The sequence below is a fragment of the Stenotrophomonas sp. TWI169 genome (genome assembly GCF_039674705.1).
GTDB lineage: Bacteria > Pseudomonadota > Gammaproteobacteria > Xanthomonadales > Xanthomonadaceae > Stenotrophomonas > Stenotrophomonas maltophilia_P.
The window spans coordinates 69,609-87,728 of sequence record NZ_JBDJOB010000018.1; the positions used below are offsets into that span (position 1 = coordinate 69,609).

At 68.0% G+C, this 18,120-nt stretch carries 17 protein-coding genes; 12 read left to right on the top strand and 5 right to left on the bottom strand.

Annotated elements, in window-relative coordinates:
• Window positions 1-36: 36 nt before the first annotated feature.
• Genes mutL through ABE543_RS14235 form a run of 3 tightly spaced genes read left to right on the top strand, consistent with a single transcriptional unit; the run spans window position 37 to window position 3,822 of the window.
• A complete protein-coding gene (gene mutL / locus ABE543_RS14225) occupies window positions 37-1,932 on the top strand; it encodes a DNA mismatch repair endonuclease MutL (RefSeq protein WP_346475812.1) in 1,896 nt (631 codons plus the stop codon).
• An 11-nt stretch (window positions 1,933-1,943) separates the two neighbouring features.
• Window positions 1,944-2,873, top strand: a complete 930-nt coding sequence (locus tag ABE543_RS14230) for a DUF1684 domain-containing protein (protein WP_193396133.1) — start codon at window positions 1,944-1,946, stop codon at window positions 2,871-2,873.
• 1 nt (window position 2,874) lies between these two features.
• Window positions 2,875-3,822 (top strand): TraB/GumN family protein, encoded by a 948-nt coding sequence (locus tag ABE543_RS14235; protein ID WP_193396134.1) that lies wholly within the window; start codon window positions 2,875-2,877, stop codon window positions 3,820-3,822.
• A gap of 77 nt (window positions 3,823-3,899) precedes the next feature.
• On the opposite strand, the gene phaR is transcribed toward ABE543_RS14235, so the two are convergent.
• The 3 genes from phaR to gluQRS all read right to left on the bottom strand — a co-directional run bounded on the left by phaR (window position 3,900) and on the right by gluQRS (window position 6,295).
• Complete coding sequence (gene phaR / locus ABE543_RS14240) at window positions 3,900-4,433, bottom strand: polyhydroxyalkanoate synthesis repressor PhaR (protein WP_065175511.1); 534 nt, start codon at window positions 4,431-4,433, stop codon at window positions 3,900-3,902.
• A gap of 183 nt (window positions 4,434-4,616) precedes the next feature.
• Window positions 4,617-5,357, bottom strand: coding sequence for an acetoacetyl-CoA reductase (gene phbB / locus ABE543_RS14245; protein ID WP_180875542.1), 741 nt, complete (start codon window positions 5,355-5,357; stop codon window positions 4,617-4,619).
• Window positions 5,358-5,374: 17 nt separating this feature from the next.
• Window positions 5,375-6,295, bottom strand: a complete 921-nt coding sequence (gene gluQRS, locus ABE543_RS14250; protein ID WP_346475813.1) for a tRNA glutamyl-Q(34) synthetase GluQRS — start codon at window positions 6,293-6,295, stop codon at window positions 5,375-5,377.
• A 93-nt stretch (window positions 6,296-6,388) separates the two neighbouring features.
• Here gluQRS and htpX point away from each other — a divergent pair, with 93 nt between their 5' ends.
• Window positions 6,389-7,255: a protease HtpX gene (gene htpX, locus ABE543_RS14255; protein WP_053520093.1), complete on the top strand. Its 867-nt coding sequence runs from the start codon at window positions 6,389-6,391 to the stop codon at window positions 7,253-7,255.
• Between the two features lie 479 nt (window positions 7,256-7,734).
• Here htpX and ABE543_RS14260 read toward each other — a convergent pair whose 3' ends face one another.
• Entirely contained in the window at window positions 7,735-8,562 is an 828-nt protein-coding gene (locus ABE543_RS14260; protein ID WP_053520092.1) for an inositol monophosphatase family protein, read from the bottom strand.
• A 120-nt stretch (window positions 8,563-8,682) separates the two neighbouring features.
• On the opposite strand from ABE543_RS14260, the gene ABE543_RS14265 reads away from it, so the two are divergent.
• Genes ABE543_RS14265 through ABE543_RS14275 form a run of 3 tightly spaced genes read left to right on the top strand, consistent with a single transcriptional unit; the run spans window position 8,683 to window position 12,556 of the window.
• Window positions 8,683-9,453 (top strand): RNA methyltransferase, encoded by a 771-nt coding sequence (locus tag ABE543_RS14265; protein WP_053520091.1) that lies wholly within the window; start codon window positions 8,683-8,685, stop codon window positions 9,451-9,453.
• A 47-nt stretch (window positions 9,454-9,500) separates the two neighbouring features.
• Window positions 9,501-10,433, top strand: a complete 933-nt coding sequence (locus ABE543_RS14270) for a phosphate/phosphite/phosphonate ABC transporter substrate-binding protein (RefSeq protein WP_111186437.1) — start codon at window positions 9,501-9,503, stop codon at window positions 10,431-10,433.
• The gene (locus ABE543_RS14275; protein WP_053520089.1) at window positions 10,430-12,556 is read left to right on the top strand and encodes an EAL domain-containing protein; all 2,127 of its coding nucleotides are present in this window, start codon (window positions 10,430-10,432) and stop codon (window positions 12,554-12,556) included. Before ABE543_RS14270 ends, ABE543_RS14275 begins: the two co-directional genes overlap by 4 nt.
• Before the next feature lie 60 nt (window positions 12,557-12,616).
• Here ABE543_RS14275 and epmB read toward each other — a convergent pair whose 3' ends face one another.
• On the bottom strand, window positions 12,617-13,633 hold the full coding sequence (epmB, locus tag ABE543_RS14280; RefSeq protein ID WP_180875545.1) for an EF-P beta-lysylation protein EpmB: 1,017 nt from the start codon (window positions 13,631-13,633) through the stop codon (window positions 12,617-12,619).
• A gap of 121 nt (window positions 13,634-13,754) precedes the next feature.
• Between epmB and efp the strand changes: the two genes are divergently transcribed.
• The 5 genes from efp (at window position 13,755) to ABE543_RS14305 (ending at window position 17,976) form a co-directional block, all read left to right on the top strand.
• On the top strand, window positions 13,755-14,321 hold the full coding sequence (efp, locus tag ABE543_RS14285; RefSeq protein ID WP_053520087.1) for an elongation factor P: 567 nt from the start codon (window positions 13,755-13,757) through the stop codon (window positions 14,319-14,321).
• Between the two features lie 162 nt (window positions 14,322-14,483).
• The gene (locus ABE543_RS14290; RefSeq protein WP_053520086.1) at window positions 14,484-15,827 is read left to right on the top strand and encodes a TRZ/ATZ family hydrolase; all 1,344 of its coding nucleotides are present in this window, start codon (window positions 14,484-14,486) and stop codon (window positions 15,825-15,827) included.
• Between the two features lie 24 nt (window positions 15,828-15,851).
• The gene (ubiG, locus tag ABE543_RS14295; RefSeq protein ID WP_065175506.1) at window positions 15,852-16,568 is read left to right on the top strand and encodes a bifunctional 2-polyprenyl-6-hydroxyphenol methylase/3-demethylubiquinol 3-O-methyltransferase UbiG; all 717 of its coding nucleotides are present in this window, start codon (window positions 15,852-15,854) and stop codon (window positions 16,566-16,568) included.
• Window positions 16,565-17,260 (top strand): phosphoglycolate phosphatase, encoded by a 696-nt coding sequence (locus ABE543_RS14300; protein ID WP_053520084.1) that lies wholly within the window; start codon window positions 16,565-16,567, stop codon window positions 17,258-17,260. Before ubiG ends, ABE543_RS14300 begins: the two co-directional genes overlap by 4 nt.
• Before the next feature lie 11 nt (window positions 17,261-17,271).
• A complete protein-coding gene (locus ABE543_RS14305; RefSeq protein WP_346475814.1) occupies window positions 17,272-17,976 on the top strand; it encodes a squalene/phytoene synthase family protein in 705 nt (234 codons plus the stop codon).
• Window positions 17,977-18,120 lie beyond the last annotated feature (144 nt).

Below are 18,120 nucleotides of genomic sequence, written 5' to 3' on the forward strand. Positions count from 1 at the left end.
TCATCGGCGCATGAAGTCTGCTGCCTACCTTGCCCCATGAGCGCGCCCGGCCCGCGCCCGATCCGGCCCTTGCCGGACATCCTGATCAACCAGATCGCCGCCGGCGAGGTGGTCGAGCGCCCCGCGTCAGTGGTCAAGGAACTGGTCGAGAATGCGATCGATGCCGGCGCCAGCCGTGTCGACATCGACCTGGAAGAAGGCGGCGTGCGCCTGATCCGCATCCGCGACAACGGCAGTGGCATCGCAGCGGAGCAGCTGCCATTGGCCGTCTCGCGGCATGCCACCAGCAAGATCGCCAACCTGGACGATCTGGAGTCGGTGGCCACGCTCGGGTTCCGCGGCGAAGCGCTGCCATCGATCGCGTCGGTCAGTCGTTTCACCCTGGCGTCGCGCCGCGCAGATGACGAGCACGGTTCCGCGCTGCAGATCGATGGCGGCAAGATCGGCGAGGTCACGCCGCGCGCGCACGCACCGGGTACCACGGTGGAAGTGCGCGAGCTGTTCTACAACGTGCCCGCGCGACGCAAGTTCCTGCGCGCCGAGCGCACCGAACTGGGGCACATCGAAGAATGGCTGCGCTCGCTGGCGCTGGCGCGGCCGGACGTCGAGCTGCGGGTCTCGCACAATGGCAAGGCATCACGCCGCTACAAGCCGGGTGACCTGTATTCGGACGCGCGGCTGTCCGAGACACTGGGCGATGATTTCGCGCTGCAGGCGGTGCGCGTGGACCACAGCGGCGCGGGCCTGCGCCTGCACGGCTGGATCGCGCAGCCGCATTATTCGCGGGCCAGTACCGACCAGCAGTACCTGTACGTCAACGGCCGTTCGGTGCGCGACCGCAGCGTTGCCCACGCGGTGAAGATGGCCTACGGCGATGTGCTGTTCCATGGCCGGCAACCGGCCTACGTGCTGTTCCTGGAACTCGACCCCACGCGCGTTGACGTCAACGTGCATCCGGCCAAGCACGAAGTGCGTTTCCGTGATGCGCGGCTGGTCCATGATTTCGTCTACCGCACGCTGAAGGACGCGCTGGCCGATACCCGAGCCGGCGTGTCGGCGCAGGAGATCGGTGCAGGTGCCGGGCAGGCAGCGGACGCCGGGGCAGCAGCGGCGGCATCGACCGTGGGCGGGTCCGGATTCGGTCTGGTCCGTGGTCCTGCTCCGGGGGCGGGCGGCGGTGGCGGATATCAGGGATGGCGCCCGCAGCAGCCGCTGGGCCTGCAGGTTGCCGATGCGCCGGCCGCCTACGCTGCGCTCTATGCCACGCCTGCTGCAGGCGAAGGCGGCACTGCGCAGCCTGCGATGCCGAGCGGAAACGGCCTGCCGGACACCCGTGCAGACGCGGGCGTGCCGCCCCTGGGGTATGCGATCGCGCAGCTGCATGGCATCTACATCCTGGCCGAGAATGCCGAAGGCCTGATCGTGGTCGACATGCACGCGGCGCACGAACGCATCGGCTACGAGCGGCTGAAGAACGCGCACGATGGTATCGGCCTGCAGTCGCAGCCGTTGCTCGTGCCGATCACGCTGGCGGTGGGCGAACGCGAAGCGGATACCGCAGAGAGCGAGGCCGCGACGCTGGCCTCGCTTGGTTTCGAGGTGACGCGGGCCGGCCCGGGCTCGCTGCATGTGCGCAGCATTCCCGCGCTGCTGGCCCACGCCGAGCCGGAGGGGTTGCTGCGCGATGTCCTGACCGACCTGCGTGAGCACGGCCAGAGCCGCCGCGTAGCGAGCGCGCGCGATGAACTGCTGTCGACCATGGCCTGCCATGGCGCTGTGCGAGCCAATCGCCGGCTGACGGTGCCGGAAATGAACGCCCTGCTGCGCGACATGGAGATCACCGAGCGATCCGGCCAGTGCAACCACGGCCGGCCGACCTGGGCCCGTTTTTCGCTGGCGGAGATCGACCGCTGGTTCCTGCGCGGACGTTGAGGGGAGCATCGATGGCGTATCGGGGAATGGGCGGCCTGCTGGCTGTCTTGTTGCTGGCAGCCTGCAGCCCGGCGCCGCCGCCGGCGCCTGCGGTGGTGGAAGATCCGGCATACGCCGCCGCGCAGCAGCAATGGCGCGTGGCGCGTTATCAGGACCTGACACGGCCTGATGGCTGGACGGCGCTGGTCGGTCTGCACTGGCTGCAGAACAGCTCGCACTTCGTTGGCAGCGGTGCCACCAATGGCATCCGCCTGGCAGTGGGGCCGGACAAGCTCGGCCTGCTGCGGCGCGAGGGCCGGCAATGGTGGTTCACGCCGGAAGCCGGGGCGGAGCTCACTCACAATGGCCAGCCGGTGAAGGGGCGCATCCGCATGGATACCGACAAGGATCCGCAGCCTACCCTGCTTGCCTTCGACGGTGGCAAGGGCCAGCTCAGCCTGATCCGGCGTGGTCCGCGCGATGCGCTGAGGGTCAAGCATGCCGACGCGCCTGCACGCCGGGATTTCGCCGGCCTGCAGTACTGGCCGGGAGGTCCCGACTGGCAGGTGCAGGCGCGCTTCGTTGCGCACGCACCGGGCAAGACCTTGCCGATCGTCGACATCACCGGACTGACCACCGACATGCCCAATGCCGGTGCCGTCGAGTTCGAGCGTGATGGCCGGACCTGGCGGCTGGAGGCGATCGGTGCCCCCGGCGAGCCCCTGTTCCTGATTTTCGCGGACCGCACCAGCGGCCGCGGCAGCTATCCCGCTGGCCGCTATCTGGATACCGGCGCCCCCGGCGCCGATGGCCGCGTGCTCATCGATTTCAACCACGCCTACAACCCGCCCTGCGCGTTCACGCCCTACGCGACCTGTCCGTTGGCACCGCCGGAGAACCGGCTGGACCTTCGCGTGGACGCGGGCGAAAAGGCCTACCACCTGCCTGAAGGAGAAGGCTGACATGCTGATCAGACACCTGTTACACGCCGCCCTGTTGCTGCTGGCCTGCGCGGTGGCGCCACTGGCGCAGGCCCGCAATGCGCCGGCCGCTGAAGGTGCGTCGGTCAAGCCGCCGGTACCGCTGCTGTGGAAGGTCACCGGCCCCGGCGATTCACGGCTGTATCTGCTGGGCTCGTTCCATCTGTTGAAGCCGCAGGACTATCCGCTGTCGGCCGACGTGGAGCAGGCCTTCGGGGCCTCGCAGCGCGTGTTGTTCGAACTCTCGCCGGAAGACATGCAGTCGCCGCAGCTGGCCAGCCGCATGGTGCAGGCCGCCGTGCGCACCGACGGCAGCGAACTGAAGCGTGATCTCGATGCAGCGACCTGGCAGAAGCTGCAGGCCTTCGCCACCGCGAACAAGCTGCCGCTGGCGCAGATGCAGGGCATGAAACCCTGGTTTGTCGGCCTGAGCATTTCAGTGGGGCAGATGCAGAAGATGGGCCTGGACCCGGCCCTCGGTCTGGACCGTCACTTCATGGAGCGCGCACAGGCGACCGGGCGCAGCACCGGTGGTCTGGAGGACATCGATACGCAGATCGGCATGCTTGATGGGATGTCGGTGCAGGAGCAGCGGCAGATGCTGTCCGAAGCCCTCGATCAGGCCGACAAGGGTGATGAACAGGCGCGCATGCTGCACGACGCATGGCGCCGCGGTGACGAGCGCCTGCTGTGGACGAAAATGGCTGCCGAGATGCGCCAGCAGTATCCGCAGCTGTATCAGCGCATCAATACCGGCCGCAATGATGCCTGGGTGCCGAAGCTGGTGCCCTATCTGCAGGCGGGGCAGGGTGGCACGCTGGTGGTGGTTGGCACGCTGCATCTGCTCGGCAGCGATGGCGTGGTCGAGAAGCTCAGGGCGAAGGGCTACAAGGTCGAGCGCGTCTGCACGGCGTGCAAGGCGAAGCGCTGACGTCTGCCTGCGGATGACCCGCAGACGAAAACGGCGCGCCAGTGGCGCGCCGTTTTCATGTCAGTCCCTGCCGTAGCTCAGCGGCGGGTCTTGCCGCCGGTGCCGGTGCCCGGTTCGTTCGGCTTGCTGCCGGTTCCGGTTCCCGGGCCGGTTCCGCCGGGGCGGGGGCCGCCGAAGCCGGTGCCCATGCTGCGCTGGAATTCCTGCCACAGCTCCAGGTTGCGTTCGGTCAGCTGGTTCATCATCGCCCACGGCGTCTGGCCCAGCAGGTTGCCCATCTGCTGGCGGAACTGCTGCTGCTGGTCCAGGAACACCTGCATGCTGCGTTCCAGGTAGTTGCCCATGAATCCCTGCAGGGAGTCGCCGTAGAAGCGGATCAGCTGGCTCAGCAACTGGGTGGAGAGCATCGGCTCGCCGTCCTGCTCCTGGTCGGCGATGATCTGCAGCAGGACCGAACGGGTAAGGTCGTCACCGCTCTTGGCGTCGCGGACCTCGAAGTCTTCACCGTCCAGTATCAGCTGGCGGACGTCCTCGATGGTGATGTAGCTGGAAATCTCGGTGTCGTAGAGACGGCGGTTCGGATACTTCTTGATGATGCGGGTCGCAGCCATGAAGCGGTCACTCGTCACAGTAGACGCGCAGCATGGCGCAGTGCAGCAGCCGTTGCAACCGCCCCAGCCCCCGCCAGGCTTGGCTTTCACGGCGGATCATGTTGCGCAACAAGGGTTTGCGTGCTGCGCAGCATGACCGCAGGCAGGTGCGGTCCGGCACGTGACCGGCCGCGCCCGCGCAGATCACCAGCCCATGTGGTGGCCGCCGTTGATGTCCAGGTTGCTGCCGGTGATCCACGAGGCCTCCTCGGCCACCAGGAAGGACACGCCGTAGGCGATCTCCTCCGGCTTGCCCAGGCGCCCGGTCGGAATGTCGGCGATGATCTTGGCCCGCACTTCCTCCGGCACGGCCATGACCATGTCCGTGGCGACGTAGCCCGGCGAAATGGTGTTGACGGTGATGCCGAAGCCCGCGTTCTCGCGCGCCAGTGAGATGGTGAAACCGTGCATGCCGGCCTTGGCGGCGGCGTAGTTGGCCTGGCCGTACTGGCCCTTCAGACCGTTGATCGAGCTGATCTGGATGACCCGGCCCCAGCCGCGGCGACGCATGCCTTCGATGACCGGGCGGGTGACGTTGAACACCGAATTGAGGTTGGTGTTGATCACGTCATGCCACTGGTCCGCACGCATCCGGTGAAAGGTCGTATCGCGGGTGATGCCGGCGTTGTTGACCAGGATCTCGACCGGGCCCAGTTCGTTCTCGACGGCGCGCACCATCGCTTCGGCACTGTCCGGATCGGACACGTCGCCGGCGAAGATGGACACGCTGTAGCCGCGTTCGGTCATCGCCTGCTGCCAGGCGCGGGCCTTGGTTTCATCGCGATAGTTGGTGGCGACCCGGTGGCCCTGGTCGGCCAGGCGTTGGCAGATGGCGGTACCGATGCCGCCGGTTCCGCCGGTGACCAGTGCGACGCGAGATGTCATGGAATGCAGTCCGGGTTTCAGGTGGGGGAAGGGGGATTCTGCAACATCGGCGCGGAAAGTGCGCCCGTCGGCAACAGGATGTCCGTGCGTGGCAGGCGGGCCGGATCGAATGCCTGCCGGGCCGCCGCGAGCAGGTCGTGCAGATCGTCGTGACCCTCGAGTGCGGCGGGCGACTGGCCGAGCAGGCCCCACAACTGACGCAGCACCGGCACCGGGCGGGCGCTGTCGACCGGCAGCGCGGCCAGCGACTTGGACAGCTTGTGCCCGGGCGCGTCCAGCAGCAGGGGCAGGTGCCAGTATCGCGGCACTGCCAGTCCGAGTGCCTGCTGCAGCAGGATCTGCCGCGCGGTGGAGTCGAGCAGGTCGGCGCCGCGCACCACGTCGGTGACGCCCTGCGCGGCATCGTCGACCACCACCGCCAGCTGGTAGGCCCAGCACCCGTCGGCGCGGCGCAGCACGAAATCACCCACCTCGGCGTGGACGTCCTGCACCTGACGGCCGCGCAGGCCATCGTCGAACTGCACCACGCTGCCGGCCGGTACGCGGAAGCGGACGGCAGGGTCCGGTCGGGGCTGCCGCGCGACGCAGCGATGGTGGATGCCCGCCCGGGCTGCCAGTTCGCTGCGGCTGCAGTGGCAGATGAAGGCCAGCCCGCTGGCCAGCAGCCTGTCCAGAGCCTGCTGGTAAGCATCGCCACGTTCGCTCTGCCACAGCACCGGACCATCGTGGGCCAGGCCGAATGCCGCCAGTGCCTGCAACTGCGCGTGCGCAGCCCCGGGCACGGTGCGTGGGGGATCGATGTCCTCGATGCGCAGCCGCCACAGGCCATGGTGATGGCGCGCGAGCAGCCAGCTGCCGAATGCAGCCAGCAGGGAGCCGGGGTGCAGCAGGCCGGTAGGCGAGGGCGCGAAGCGGCCGCAGGAAAGGGGGGAGGTCATGCTGGCTGAATCGTCGGTCAGGTTGGTGCTTGAATTCAAGCTGACCGCACCGCAAATTGGCGGATATCGACCCCTTCCGAGCCGGAATTTCCCATGTTTACCCGCATCGCACTCTTTCTAGCCACCAACTTTGCAGTGCTGATCCTGGCCGGCATCGTGATGTCGCTGCTGGGGGTCAATCCGAACCAGATGAGCGGCCTGCTGGTGATGGCTGCGATTTTCGGCTTCGGCGGTTCCTTCATCTCGCTGCTGCTGTCCAAGTGGATGGCCAAGCGCTCCACCGGCGCGGTGGTGATCACCGAGCCACGCAACCAGACCGAGCGCTGGCTGCTGGCCACCGTCGAGCGCCAGGCCAAGGCGGCCGGCATCGGCATGCCCGAAGTGGCGGTCTACGATGGCCCGGAGATCAACGCATTCGCCACCGGCGCCAACCGCAACAACGCGCTGGTGGCGGTGTCCACCGGTCTGCTGCAGAACATGAGCGAAGACGAGGCCGAAGCCGTACTGGGTCACGAGATCGCCCACGTGGCGAATGGTGACATGATCACCATGGCGCTGCTGCAGGGTGTGTTGAACACCTTCGTGATCGTGCTGGCGCGCGTGGTCGGCGGCGTCATCGACAGCGCGCTGTCGGGCAACCGCGAAGGCGGCGGCCGCGGGTTCGCCTACTACATCATCGTGTTCGTGCTGGAGATGGTGTTCGGCCTGTTCGCGACCATGATCTCGATGTGGTTCTCGCGCCATCGCGAGTTCCGCGCCGATGCCGGTGGTGCCTCGCTGGCAGGTCGTCAGAAGATGATCGCCGCGCTGGAGCGCCTGCAGCTCAACCACGGCCAGAGCACGCTGCCGACCCAGATCGCCGCCTTCGGCATCGCCGGTTCGACCGCGAAGAAGCTGTTCATGAGCCACCCGCCGCTGGAAGAGCGCATCGCCGCGCTGCGGGCCTCGACGGTGGTGTAAGCCTCCGGTTGCAACGCACTGCTACAGGAACGCCCGGCCCCGTGCCGGGCGTTTCTGTTTGCGCGTCGGCAGCATCGACGCGTGCCCGCAGGATCGTTTCCGCGACTGCGGAGGGGTGTCACTTTCAAGGTCGAAGGCGAAGCGGCCGCTTCGCTCGCCGGGCATGGCCCGGCGCTACCCGTCATCGTCGTGCAGCTGTGGTTCTTGACCTTGGGTCCGCCTTGAGCGAGCCGAGCACCGCAGGTCCGGCGAGGGCGAAGAGGTGCGGGTGTCTGAGCGCAGCGAGTTCCCGCACCGTCCCTCGACGGACCGAGGAGCGCATGGAACCGGCGTGCACAGCACGTCGGCTCGCGTCCTGGCGGCGTGTTTCTTTGGTTACTTTCTTTGCACGAGCAAAGAAAGTGACAAGCACGATCATTGCGGATACGAAAACGGCACCTTCACAGGTGCCGTCGCCATGAACCGCTTTACAGGGAAGCTCAGAACTTCGCGTCGAACTCGGCCGCATAGCCCGTGTTGACCAGCACCTTCTGCAGCGACTCGGCCACCTTCAGGTTGCCCGCCACCACCTGCTGGGTTTCCGGACCGCGGTTGTCCATGCGTGCAAGCGGCGCTCCCTTGAAATCGCACACCTTGCCACCGGCCTCACGCACCAGCAGCACGCCGGCCGCGATGTCCCAGGCCTTCACCCCGGCCTCGAAGTAGGCGTCGGCGCGACCGCAGGCGACATAGGCCAGGTCCAGCGCAGCGGAACCGGTACGGCGGATGTCCTCGGCCTGCACCAGCAGGGCATCGACCGCCTTCAACTGGGCGCCGGCACGGGCGCGCTCGCGCGGAGCGAAGCCGGTCTGGATCATGGTGCCGCCCAGGTCCTTGCGATCCGCCACGCGGATGCGACGGTCGTTCAGCACGGCGCCCGCGCCACGGCTGGCGGTGAACAGCTCGTTGCGCAGCGGATCGAAGATGACCGCGTCGGTCGGCTCGCCGTTCTCGACCAGGGCGATCGATACACAGTAGTGGGGCACGCCGCGCAGGTAGTTGCTGGTGCCGTCCAGCGGATCGATGACCCACATGTGGCGATGTTCGCCCTGCACGCCGCCTTCCTCGCCAAACACGCCGTACTCGGGATACGCGCGCTTGAGCTCCTTGACGATGACCTTTTCCGCGTCCGCATCGACTTCGCTGGCGTAGTCCATCCGCCCCTTCTGCACCACGTTCAGTGCCTCGAGCTTGTTGATGTTGCGCAACAGGACGTTGCCGGCGAGGCGGGCGGCCTTGACCATGACGGTGACGGCGGGTTTCTGCATGGCGTGGGCTCCCGGAAAGGCAGAAGGGTAGGACTGGCGGGGGAAAAGAGCGGGTCCGGCGCAGTGGCCGGCCGCACAGTTTACCATTGGTCATCGTCCAGCTCGACCTTTTCCCTGTTCATGTCCCAGTTCCCCGCCGCCACCCGCCTCCGATTCGTCCTGGTCGGAACCCAGCATCCCGGCAACATGGGCGCCGCCGCCCGCGCCCTGAAGACCATGGGCCTGGCCCGCCTGGTACTGGTGGCCCCGGAAAAACCGCTGGACGAGGAGGCATTCCGCCGCTCGGCCGGCGCCGAGGATGTGCTCGGCGATGCGCCCGTGGTGGCCACCCTGGCCGAGGCCGTCGCCGACTGCCGTCTGGTGCTGGGGTGTACGGCCCGCGCACGCCGGGTCCAGCTGGAGGAGTACCTGCCCGCCGACGCAGCGGCCCGTGCGGTCGCCAAGGCCGGTGAGGGTGCCGAGGTGGCGCTGGTGTTTGGCCGGGAACGGACCGGCCTGACCAACGAGGAGCTGCAGCTGTGCCACGCGGCGGTGCACATTCCGTCCGATCCGGCGTTCAGTTCGCTCAACCTCGCCGCCGCCGTGCAGGTGTTGGCCTACGAGGTGCGCATGCAGCTGCTCGGCGCCCAGCCTGCCGTTGGCGCCGAACCGGGCTTTCGTGAGCAGGTGGCCAGCCACGAACAGATGGAGAGCTTCTTCGCCCAGCTTGGCGACACCCTGGACGAGATCGATTTCCACAAGGGCCGTGCGCCGGAGTCGGCGATGCGCAAGCTGCGCCGCCTGTTCCTGCGCAGCGAGCCGAGCGAGCAGGAAGTGCGGTTGCTGCGCGGCATCCTGGCCGATGCCCAGCGCATGGCGCGTCTGGCCAAGCCGGGCAGTCACAACGGCTGACGACGTTCTCATTTTTTCGGGTAGTCTGTCCGGATACCCAGGGGGGGATGAAACCGGTGTCGGGTCTGCGAACGGCAATGCAGGGGGCGCTGCTGAGCCTGGCCATGGTCCTGCTGGCCGGAACGGTGCGTGCTGCGCCGGATCCGGTGCTGGTGCTGGGCCGGATCAGCGACGATCCCAAGGCCCATTACCAGCAGCTGCAGCCGCTGCTGGACTACGTGGTGGCACGCATGCAGGACGTCGGCATCCAGGAGGGGAGGATACTGATGGCGCGTGATCCGCAGCAGATGGCCAGCTATCTGCGGCGGGGGCAGGTCGACTGGGTCACGGAAACCGCCGGAACCGCAGTGGCGTTGGGGCAGCGCAGCGGTGCGCGGCCGTTGCTACTGACCGAGCGCAATGGCGTGCGTGAGTACCAGACCGTATTCTTCGTGCGCCGCGACAGCCCGTTCCAGCGGCTGGAGGACCTGCGGGGCCACCGCCTTGCGCTGCAGAACACCGCATCCACCAGCGCCTACCTGGTGCCGGTGATGACGTTGCTGGGCCACGGGTTGTCCCCACAGATCCTCGCGGGTACGTGGGACGCTCCGGGCACGGACAGCGTCGGCTATGTGTTCGCCCGCAGCGAGCTGAACATCGCCACCTACGTGCACAAGGGCGTGGCCGATGCGGGCGCGGTGAGCAGCGTGGACTGGAACGATGAGCGGCGCATGCCGCGGGCGTTCCGGCGCGACTTCCGCGAACTGTTGCGCACGGAGCCCTATCCTCGCGCCGTGGAGGTGGTGCGCGCCGACCTGGATGCACGCGTCCGTGATCGCCTGCAGGAGGTCCTGCTGCAGGCGGCCAGTGATCCGCAGGCACAGGCAGCGCTGCACCGTTTTTTTGGTACTTCCGGTTTCCACCGCGTCGACGCGCATGCGCAGCAGCGGCTGGATGAATTGAAACAAGGATTGACGCGCGTGCGGATGGAAGTGGAATGAAGTGGCTCGGCTCGGGAATGCAGGCGCGGTTCCTGCTCGCGATGGGCGGGGCGATGCTTGTGGTGGTGGCGATCCTGGCGGTGCTGCTGGGGCGGCAGGCGGCGATGCAGAGCGAGGTGCGCAACCTCAGCGGCGGCGTCATCCATGAACTGTTCGACCGCAGCGTGCGCAGCCGCGGCGAAGCGATCGCCCGTGAGCTTTCCGATGCGCTGGCCAACCCGCTGTACTACCACGATCTGGACCAGGTCGGCGCACTGGTGCGCAGCACGTCGCGGCAGCCCGTGGTGCGCTATGTGCTGGTGTTCGACGAACGTGGCCGGCTGGTGCACGACGGTTCGGTGGAGGTCGCCGCCTTCGGTCAGCCCATGGGAGATCCCCTTGCGCCGGGCGCGATCGCCGCGCGGACGCTGGTGGTGCAGCAGTCGCCAAAGGTGCTCGACAACACGATGCCGATCATGGTCGGCAACCAGCGCATCGGCGGCGTCCGCGTCGGCATGGCGCTGGACGAAGTGCAGCAGCGCGAGCAGGCCGCCAACGCAACGCTGGGCGAGCGCCTGCAGCAGGTCGGCAGCCGTCATCTGGGCTGGCTGCTGCTGATGCTCGGCCTGCTGGTGGTGATCGGCGTGGCGGTGATCTTCTACGTGCAGCGCACCCTGGTCGCGCCGATCCGCGACCTGGCGGTGGCGGCCCGTCGCATCGAAGCCGGCGACTACCAGGCGCCGCTGCTGGAGAATACCCGCGACGACGAGGTCGGCGAGCTGGTGCGGGGATTCGCCCGCATGCGTGATGCCATCGCCCGCCACGACCGCGAGGTGCGGCACATGGCCTACACCGACGCACTGACCGGCCTGACCAACCGCTTGGCGTTCCGCGAAGCCCTGGACCACCGGCTGATGGCCGCGCGTGCGTCCAAGCAGCGGTTGGGCCTGTTGTTTGCGGACATCGACGATTTCAAGCGGGTCAACGATACGCTCGGGCATGAAGCGGGCGACGAAGCACTGCTGCAGTTTGCCCAGCGGATCGGCCGCGCCGTCGCCGAGGCCGGCGGCGATGAGGCGCTGCTGGCCCGTTTTGGCGGCGACGAGTTCGTGATCCTAGTCGGCGACGGCGATGTCGCTGCCAATGCGCGGCTGCTGGCCGAGGTGCTGGTGCGCGAACTGGGCAAGCCGCTGGTGGTGCAGGGCAGGGAGCTGTTCCTGGGCACCTCCATCGGCGTGACCCTGTTCCCGGACGATGCCGCAGACGCGACCACACTGCTGAAGAACGGCGACATCGCCATGTACCAGGCGAAGATGGCCGGCAAGAATTGCTACCGGTATTACAGCCGGGCGATGGACCATGCGGTCGAGCGCCGCGTGCACATGGAACAGGAACTGCGCGGCGCCTGGGAGCGCGGCGAGCTGCGCCTGGCCTACCAGCCGATCTTCCGCACCCGCGACCGGCGGATGGTCGGCGTCGAGGTGCTGCTGCGCTGGCAGCACCCCACTCTGGGCACGATCCCGCCGTCGGTGTTCATCGAAGTGGCCGAGCAGAGCGGGCTGATCGAGGTGATCGGGCCGAAGGTGCTGCGCGCGGCCTGCATGGAAGCGTCGCAGTGGCCGCGCAGTGCGGGCGGCGATGATCTGTTCGTGTCGGTGAACGTGTCGCCCCGGCAGCTGCGTGGCGGCGAGCTGCCGTCACTGGTCGCACAGTGCCTGCATGAGTCGGGGCTGCCGGCTTCGCGCCTGCATCTGGAACTGACCGAGACCGCCGTGATCGGTGATGAGATGGTGGCCGCGCAGTTGCTGGACAAGCTGCATCGCACCGGCGTCAAGGTGTGGCTGGACGACTTCGGCACCGGCTTCTCGGGCTTGAGCCACCTGCGCCAGGTGCCCGTGGACGGCGTGAAGATCGACAAGAGTTTCATTGCCGACATGCAGCGTGATCCGGACGACCTGGCGCTGACCACGGCGATCATCGCCATGGCCCACGCGCTGGGCATCACGGTGGTGGCCGAAGGCATCGAGCAGCAGGCGCAATTCGAGCTGCTGGCCCAGCGCGGCTGCGATCTTGGCCAGGGCTACTGGCTGAGCCACCCGGTCACCGCGACCGAAGTGGTGCGGATGATCGAGTCCGGCGTCTGAATCCTGGTTCAGGGGTCAGATCCCTTTCTGCAGGAAACGGCTCTGACCCCGGCGGGATCGCTACAGCGGGCGCTTGCTCGGGTCGCCGGGGAGTTCCCGCACCAGCTTGGGAACCAGGTAGCCGGACAGGCGCGCGGTCAGGCCGGCGATCAGCTCCCTGGCGCGGGTGTCATCCACCTCGAAGTGGGCCACGCCCTCGACCCGGTCCAGCTGGTGCAGGTAATAGGGCAGCACGCCGGCGGCAAAGCTGCGTTCGCTCAGTGCCTGCAGCGCCTGCACGCTGTCGTTGACGCCACGCAGCAGCACTGCCTGGTTCAGGAGCTGGGCGCCGGTGCCACGCAGGCGCGCCATTGCCGCGTCCACGCTGGCATCGAACTCATTGCGATGGTTGGCATGGACCACGATCGCCAGCGGCCACGGCAGGCTGCCCAGCCAGGCCAGCAGCTCGTCGTCGACCCGTTCCGGCAGCACGATCGGCAGCCGGGTGTGGATGCGCAGGCGACGGATGTGCGGAATCCGCCGCAGCGCGTCGGTCAGTTCGACCAGCTTGTGGGTGGCCAGTGACAGTGGATCCCCCCCGGACAGGATCACTTCGTCGATATCCGGATCGCCGGCGATGGCGTCCACCGCTTCCCACCAGCCGCCCTTGGCGGCATTCTCAGCGGCGTAGTCGAAGTGCCGGCGGAAACAGTAGCGGCAATTGATTGCACAGCTGCCGGTGGCGATCAGCAGCGCCCGGCCCCGGTACTTCTGGATGACCCCGGTCGCCTTCCTGGCCGCACCATCGCCCACTGCGTCGAAGCTGAACCCGGGAACGACCTGCATCTCGTCATTGACCGGCAGCACCTGGCGCAGCAGCGGGTCGGCCGCATCGCCCTTGCGCATGCGGGCCACGAACCCGTCCGGTACGCGCAGCGCGAACTGGGCCATGGCCGCCTCGGACACGCCCAGTGCGACCGGATCCAGCTCCAGCCGCGCCAGCAGTGCGTGCGGGTCGCGCAGCGCCTGGCGCCAGAGTTCCTGCCAGCGTGCGGGTGCACCCGGCGACGACGGGCGGGGAAAGGCGGAAAGCTGCATGGAGAGGGGGCCTGCGGTTATCATGGGGGCAGAAAAACAGTCGCCCACCGGCATCCGGTGGGCTTTCCATTCTACCGGCTCGCCGCACCCGCGGCGGTTTTGCCATTTGAGGAGCTTGAGCATGGCCACTGTGGGCATGAATGACGTCAAGAACGGGATGAAGATCCTGGTCAACAATGAACCGGCGGTCATCACCGATACCGAATACGTCAAGCCGGGCAAGGGCCAGGCGTTCACCCGCGTCAAGTACCGCTTCATCCGTTCGGGCCGCGTGGTCGAACTGACCATGAAGGCGACCGACGACCTGGAAGTGGCCGACGTGGTCGACACCGACATGAACTACATGTACAGCGATGGCGAGTACTGGCACTTCATGGATCCGGAGACCTTCGAGCAGGTCCAGGCCGACAAGGCCGGCATGGGCGGCGCCGAAAAGTGGCTGAAGGGCGAGGAAGCCTGCATCGTGACCCTGTTCAACGGTGCGCCGATCTTCGTGCAGCCGCCGAACTTCGTCGAGCTGAAGATCACCGAAACCGATCCGGGCGTCCGCGGTGACACCTCCGGCGGTGGCGGCAAGCCGGCCACGCTGGAAACCGGTGCCGTGGTCCGCGTGCCGCTGTTCGTCAACCAGGATGAAGTCATCCGGGTCGACACCCGTTCGGGCGAGTACTCCTCGCGCGTGAAGTAATCCGGCGCAGCCGGATGACCTGTGAGCCGGGCCCAGGCCCGGCTTTCCGGGCATCGCCCGGAATCCGTTGCCGGCGTCCACGGCGCCGCAACGGACAGCCGCCGGGCATGGCCCGGCGCTACCGCCTCCCGTGAGGTTCTCCCCCCAGCCAAGTGAGCCTGCATGAGCGACAGCCCGCACCTCCCCGAAGCCTGCGACCTGCTCATCGAAGCCGGCTACGTCGTTCCGATCGAACCGCATGCCGTGGTGCTGGAAGACCATGCCGTAGCCGTGCGTGGCGGCGAGATCGTGGCCGTGCTGCCGCGTGCCGAAGCGCGGGCGCGCTTCCGTGCCGCGCAGGTGGTCAGCCGTCCGGACGCCGCGCTGATGCCGGGCCTGGTCAACGCGCACACGCACAACCCGATGACCCTGCTGCGCGGCGTTGCGGATGACCTGCCACTGATGACCTGGCTGCAGGAGCACATCTGGCCGGTGGAAGCGGCGGTGATCGGCCCCGAGTTCGTCGCCGACGGCACCACGCTGGCGATTGCCGAGATGCTGCGCGGCGGCACCACCTGCGCCAACGAGAACTACTTCTTCGGCGACGTGCAGGCGGCGGTCTACAAGAAGCATGGTTTCCGCGCGCTGGTGGGGGCGGTCATCATCGATTTCCCGACCGCCTGGGCGAAGAGCGACGACGAGTACTTCGCCAAGGCCGGTGAACTGCACGACCAGTGGCGCAACGACAGTCTGATCGGCGTCGCGTTCGCACCACATGCGCCCTACACGGTCAGCGATGCCAATTTCGAGCGGGTGCGGATGCTGTCCGACCAGCTCGACATGCAGGTGCACCTGCATACCCATGAGACCGCGCAGGAAGTCAGCGACTCGATCAGGCTGCATGGCCAGCGTCCGCTGGCGCGACTCGATCGCCTCGGCCTGGTCAATGACCGGTTGATCGCGGTGCACATGACCCAGCTGACCGACGCGGAGATCCACCTGTGCGCCGAGCGTGGCGTCAGCGTGGTGCACTGCCCGGAATCGAACCTGAAACTGGCCTCCGGTTTCTGCCCCGCCTGCGCCTTGCAGCGCGCAGGCGTGAACCTGGCCATCGGTACCGATGGCTGTGCCAGCAACAACGACCTGGACATGTTCAGCGAGAACCGCACCGCGGCGATCCTGGCCAAGGCTGTCGCCAACGACGCCACTGCGCTGGACGCGGCCACCACGTTGCGCGCTTCCACGCTCGGTGGTGCCCGTGCGCTGGGCTTCGGCGAACGGATCGGCTCGATCGAGGTGGGCAAGCAGGCCGATCTGGTCTGCGTGGACCTGTCCGCGCTGGAAACCCAGCCGCTGCACAACGTGCTTTCGCAACTGGTGTACGCCACCGGCCGGCAGCAGGTGAGCGACGTCTGGATTGCCGGCAAGCCCAAGCTGGTGCAGCGCGAGCTGGTCGGCATGGACCTGCCGGGCATCATCGCCAACGCGCGCCAGTGGCGCGAGCGCATCCGCCATATCCGCGCCTGAACCCCGGCGCTGCAAGGATTCCCCATGACTGCCCCCCATGCTTCCTCCAATTTCGATCAGGCCGAGCTGGACAAGTTCGCCGCACTGGCCAACCGCTGGTGGGACGCCGATGGTCCGCAGAAGCCGCTGCATGCACTGAACCCGGTGCGCCTGAAGTACGTGGCCGACCGCGTGCCGCTGCGCGGCGCACGCGTGCTCGACATCGGCTGCGGTGGCGGCCTGCTGAGCGAAGCACTGGCCCAGGCCGGCGCCGATGTCACCGCCATCGATCTGGCCCCGGAGCTGGTCAAGGTCGCGCGGCTGCACGCACTGGAAAGTGGTGCCAAGGTCGACTACCGGGTGCAGGCCGCCGAGGACCTGGCCGCTGAACAGCCGGGCAGCTTCGATGTGGTGACCTGCATGGAGATGCTCGAGCACGTGCCGGACCCCGGCGCGATCATCGAGGCCTGCAGGCGGCTGCTGAAGCCGGGGGGGCACCTGTTCCTGTCGACCATCAACCGCACGGCCGCCGCATTCGCGGTGGCCATTGTCGGTGCCGAATACGTGGCGCGCCTGTTGCCGAAGGGCACCCACCACTACCAGGAATTCATCAGGCCGGCCGAACTGGCACGCTGGTTGCGCGAGGCTGATCTGCAGCTGGCCGATGTCAGCGGCATGGCATACGAGCCGTGGCGCAACCGTGCCCGCCTCAGCACCCGCACCGACATCAACTACCTGGCCTACGCGGTCAAGCCGGCATGACCGCCACGCACTTCCCGCGCGCGGTGCTGTTCGACCTGGACGGCACCCTGCTGGACAGTGCGCCGGACTTCGTTGCCACCTGCGACGCCATGCTGGCCGAACGTGGACGCGCGTCGATCGATCCGGCGCAGCTGCGCCCGGTGGTGTCCAAGGGCTCGCGGGCGATGATCGCGGCGGCCTTCCCGGACCTGGATGCGCATGCGCGCGACGCGCTGATCCCGGAGTTCCTGCAGCGCTATGAAGCGTTGATCGGCCAGCACGCGGTGCTGTTCGATGGCGTCGCCGGCATGCTCGCCGCGCTCGATGCTGCTGGAACGGTATGGGGCATCGTTACCAACAAGCCCGAGTACCTGGCGCGGTTGATCCTGCCGCAGCACGGTTGGCAGCAGCGCTGCGCCGTGCTGGTCGGCGGCGACAGCCTGGCCGAGCGCAAGCCGCACCCGCTGCCGCTGCTGCACGCTGCGCAGGCGATCGGTGTCGCGGCAAGCGACTGCGTGTATGTCGGCGACGACGAGCGCGACATCATCGCGGCGCGCGCCGCGGCCATGCCATCGGTGGCAGCGCTGTGGGGCTACCGCCTGCACAGCGACGACCCGTTGGCCTGGCAGGCCGATGTACTGGTCGAGAACGCCGCACTTCTGCAACTGGCCAGCCTGTGGCCAACCCGGCCGGCACGCCCGGCCCACCCGTAAGGACGATCGTAGTGAGCAGCACCGCGCTGGAAAGCTTCCTCGACAAATGGCGCAGCCGTTGGCCGGAATGGTCGGTGGCCGCGCCGTTCGTGGCCGAATCGCACCGTGAGTTGGCCGTAGCGTGGTTCGCGCTGCTGCAGGAATTCGACGACATGCTCAATACCCGCGGCGATCCGTTGCCGGCCGATGCCAAGCTGGCATGGTGGGGCGAGGAGCTGCGCAGCTGGGAAGGACAGCGTTCGCGCCATCCGTTGGGTCGTGTGCTGGAACCGGTGCGTGCGCCGTGGGCGCGGTTGGCGGAAACGCTGCCGGATCTGGTGGAGGCACGCACCGTCGCGCCGGATGCGGCCAGTGCCGAAGCTGCGCTGGCCCGCTACGCTGAAGCGGTCGCGGCCGTGGAAGTGGTGTTGTTCGATGACAGGCCGCGGACCGGTGCGGGCCGGGCCGTGCAGTTGCAGACGCTGGCCCAGCGCCTGCAGGACGCAGGCGTGGCCGGCGTGCCGCGCAGCCTGCTGGACGAGGACACCCGCTCCGCCGCGCAGCGCTGGGCGCAGCACCTGTTGAAGGGGTGGGGCACGCGCGTGCCAGGCCCGCGCCCGCGCCGCGTGTGGTCCAGCCTGGCCCGTGCACGCCTGACGGCCCAGGCGGCCGGCAAGCCGATCGAGGCGACCCCGCTGCGCACCCTGTTGCGGGTGTGGTGGGCCGCACGCGGCTGATTCCGTTGCCGCTGCGCTCGCCGGGCATGGCCCGGCGCTACCGGGTTGCGTGTCGCTGATTCCGTTGCCGCTGCGCTCGCCGGGGCAGGCCCCGCGCGACCCGGTTGGGGGGCGGGGGGCGGCCGGGCCAGGCCCCGGCGGGGG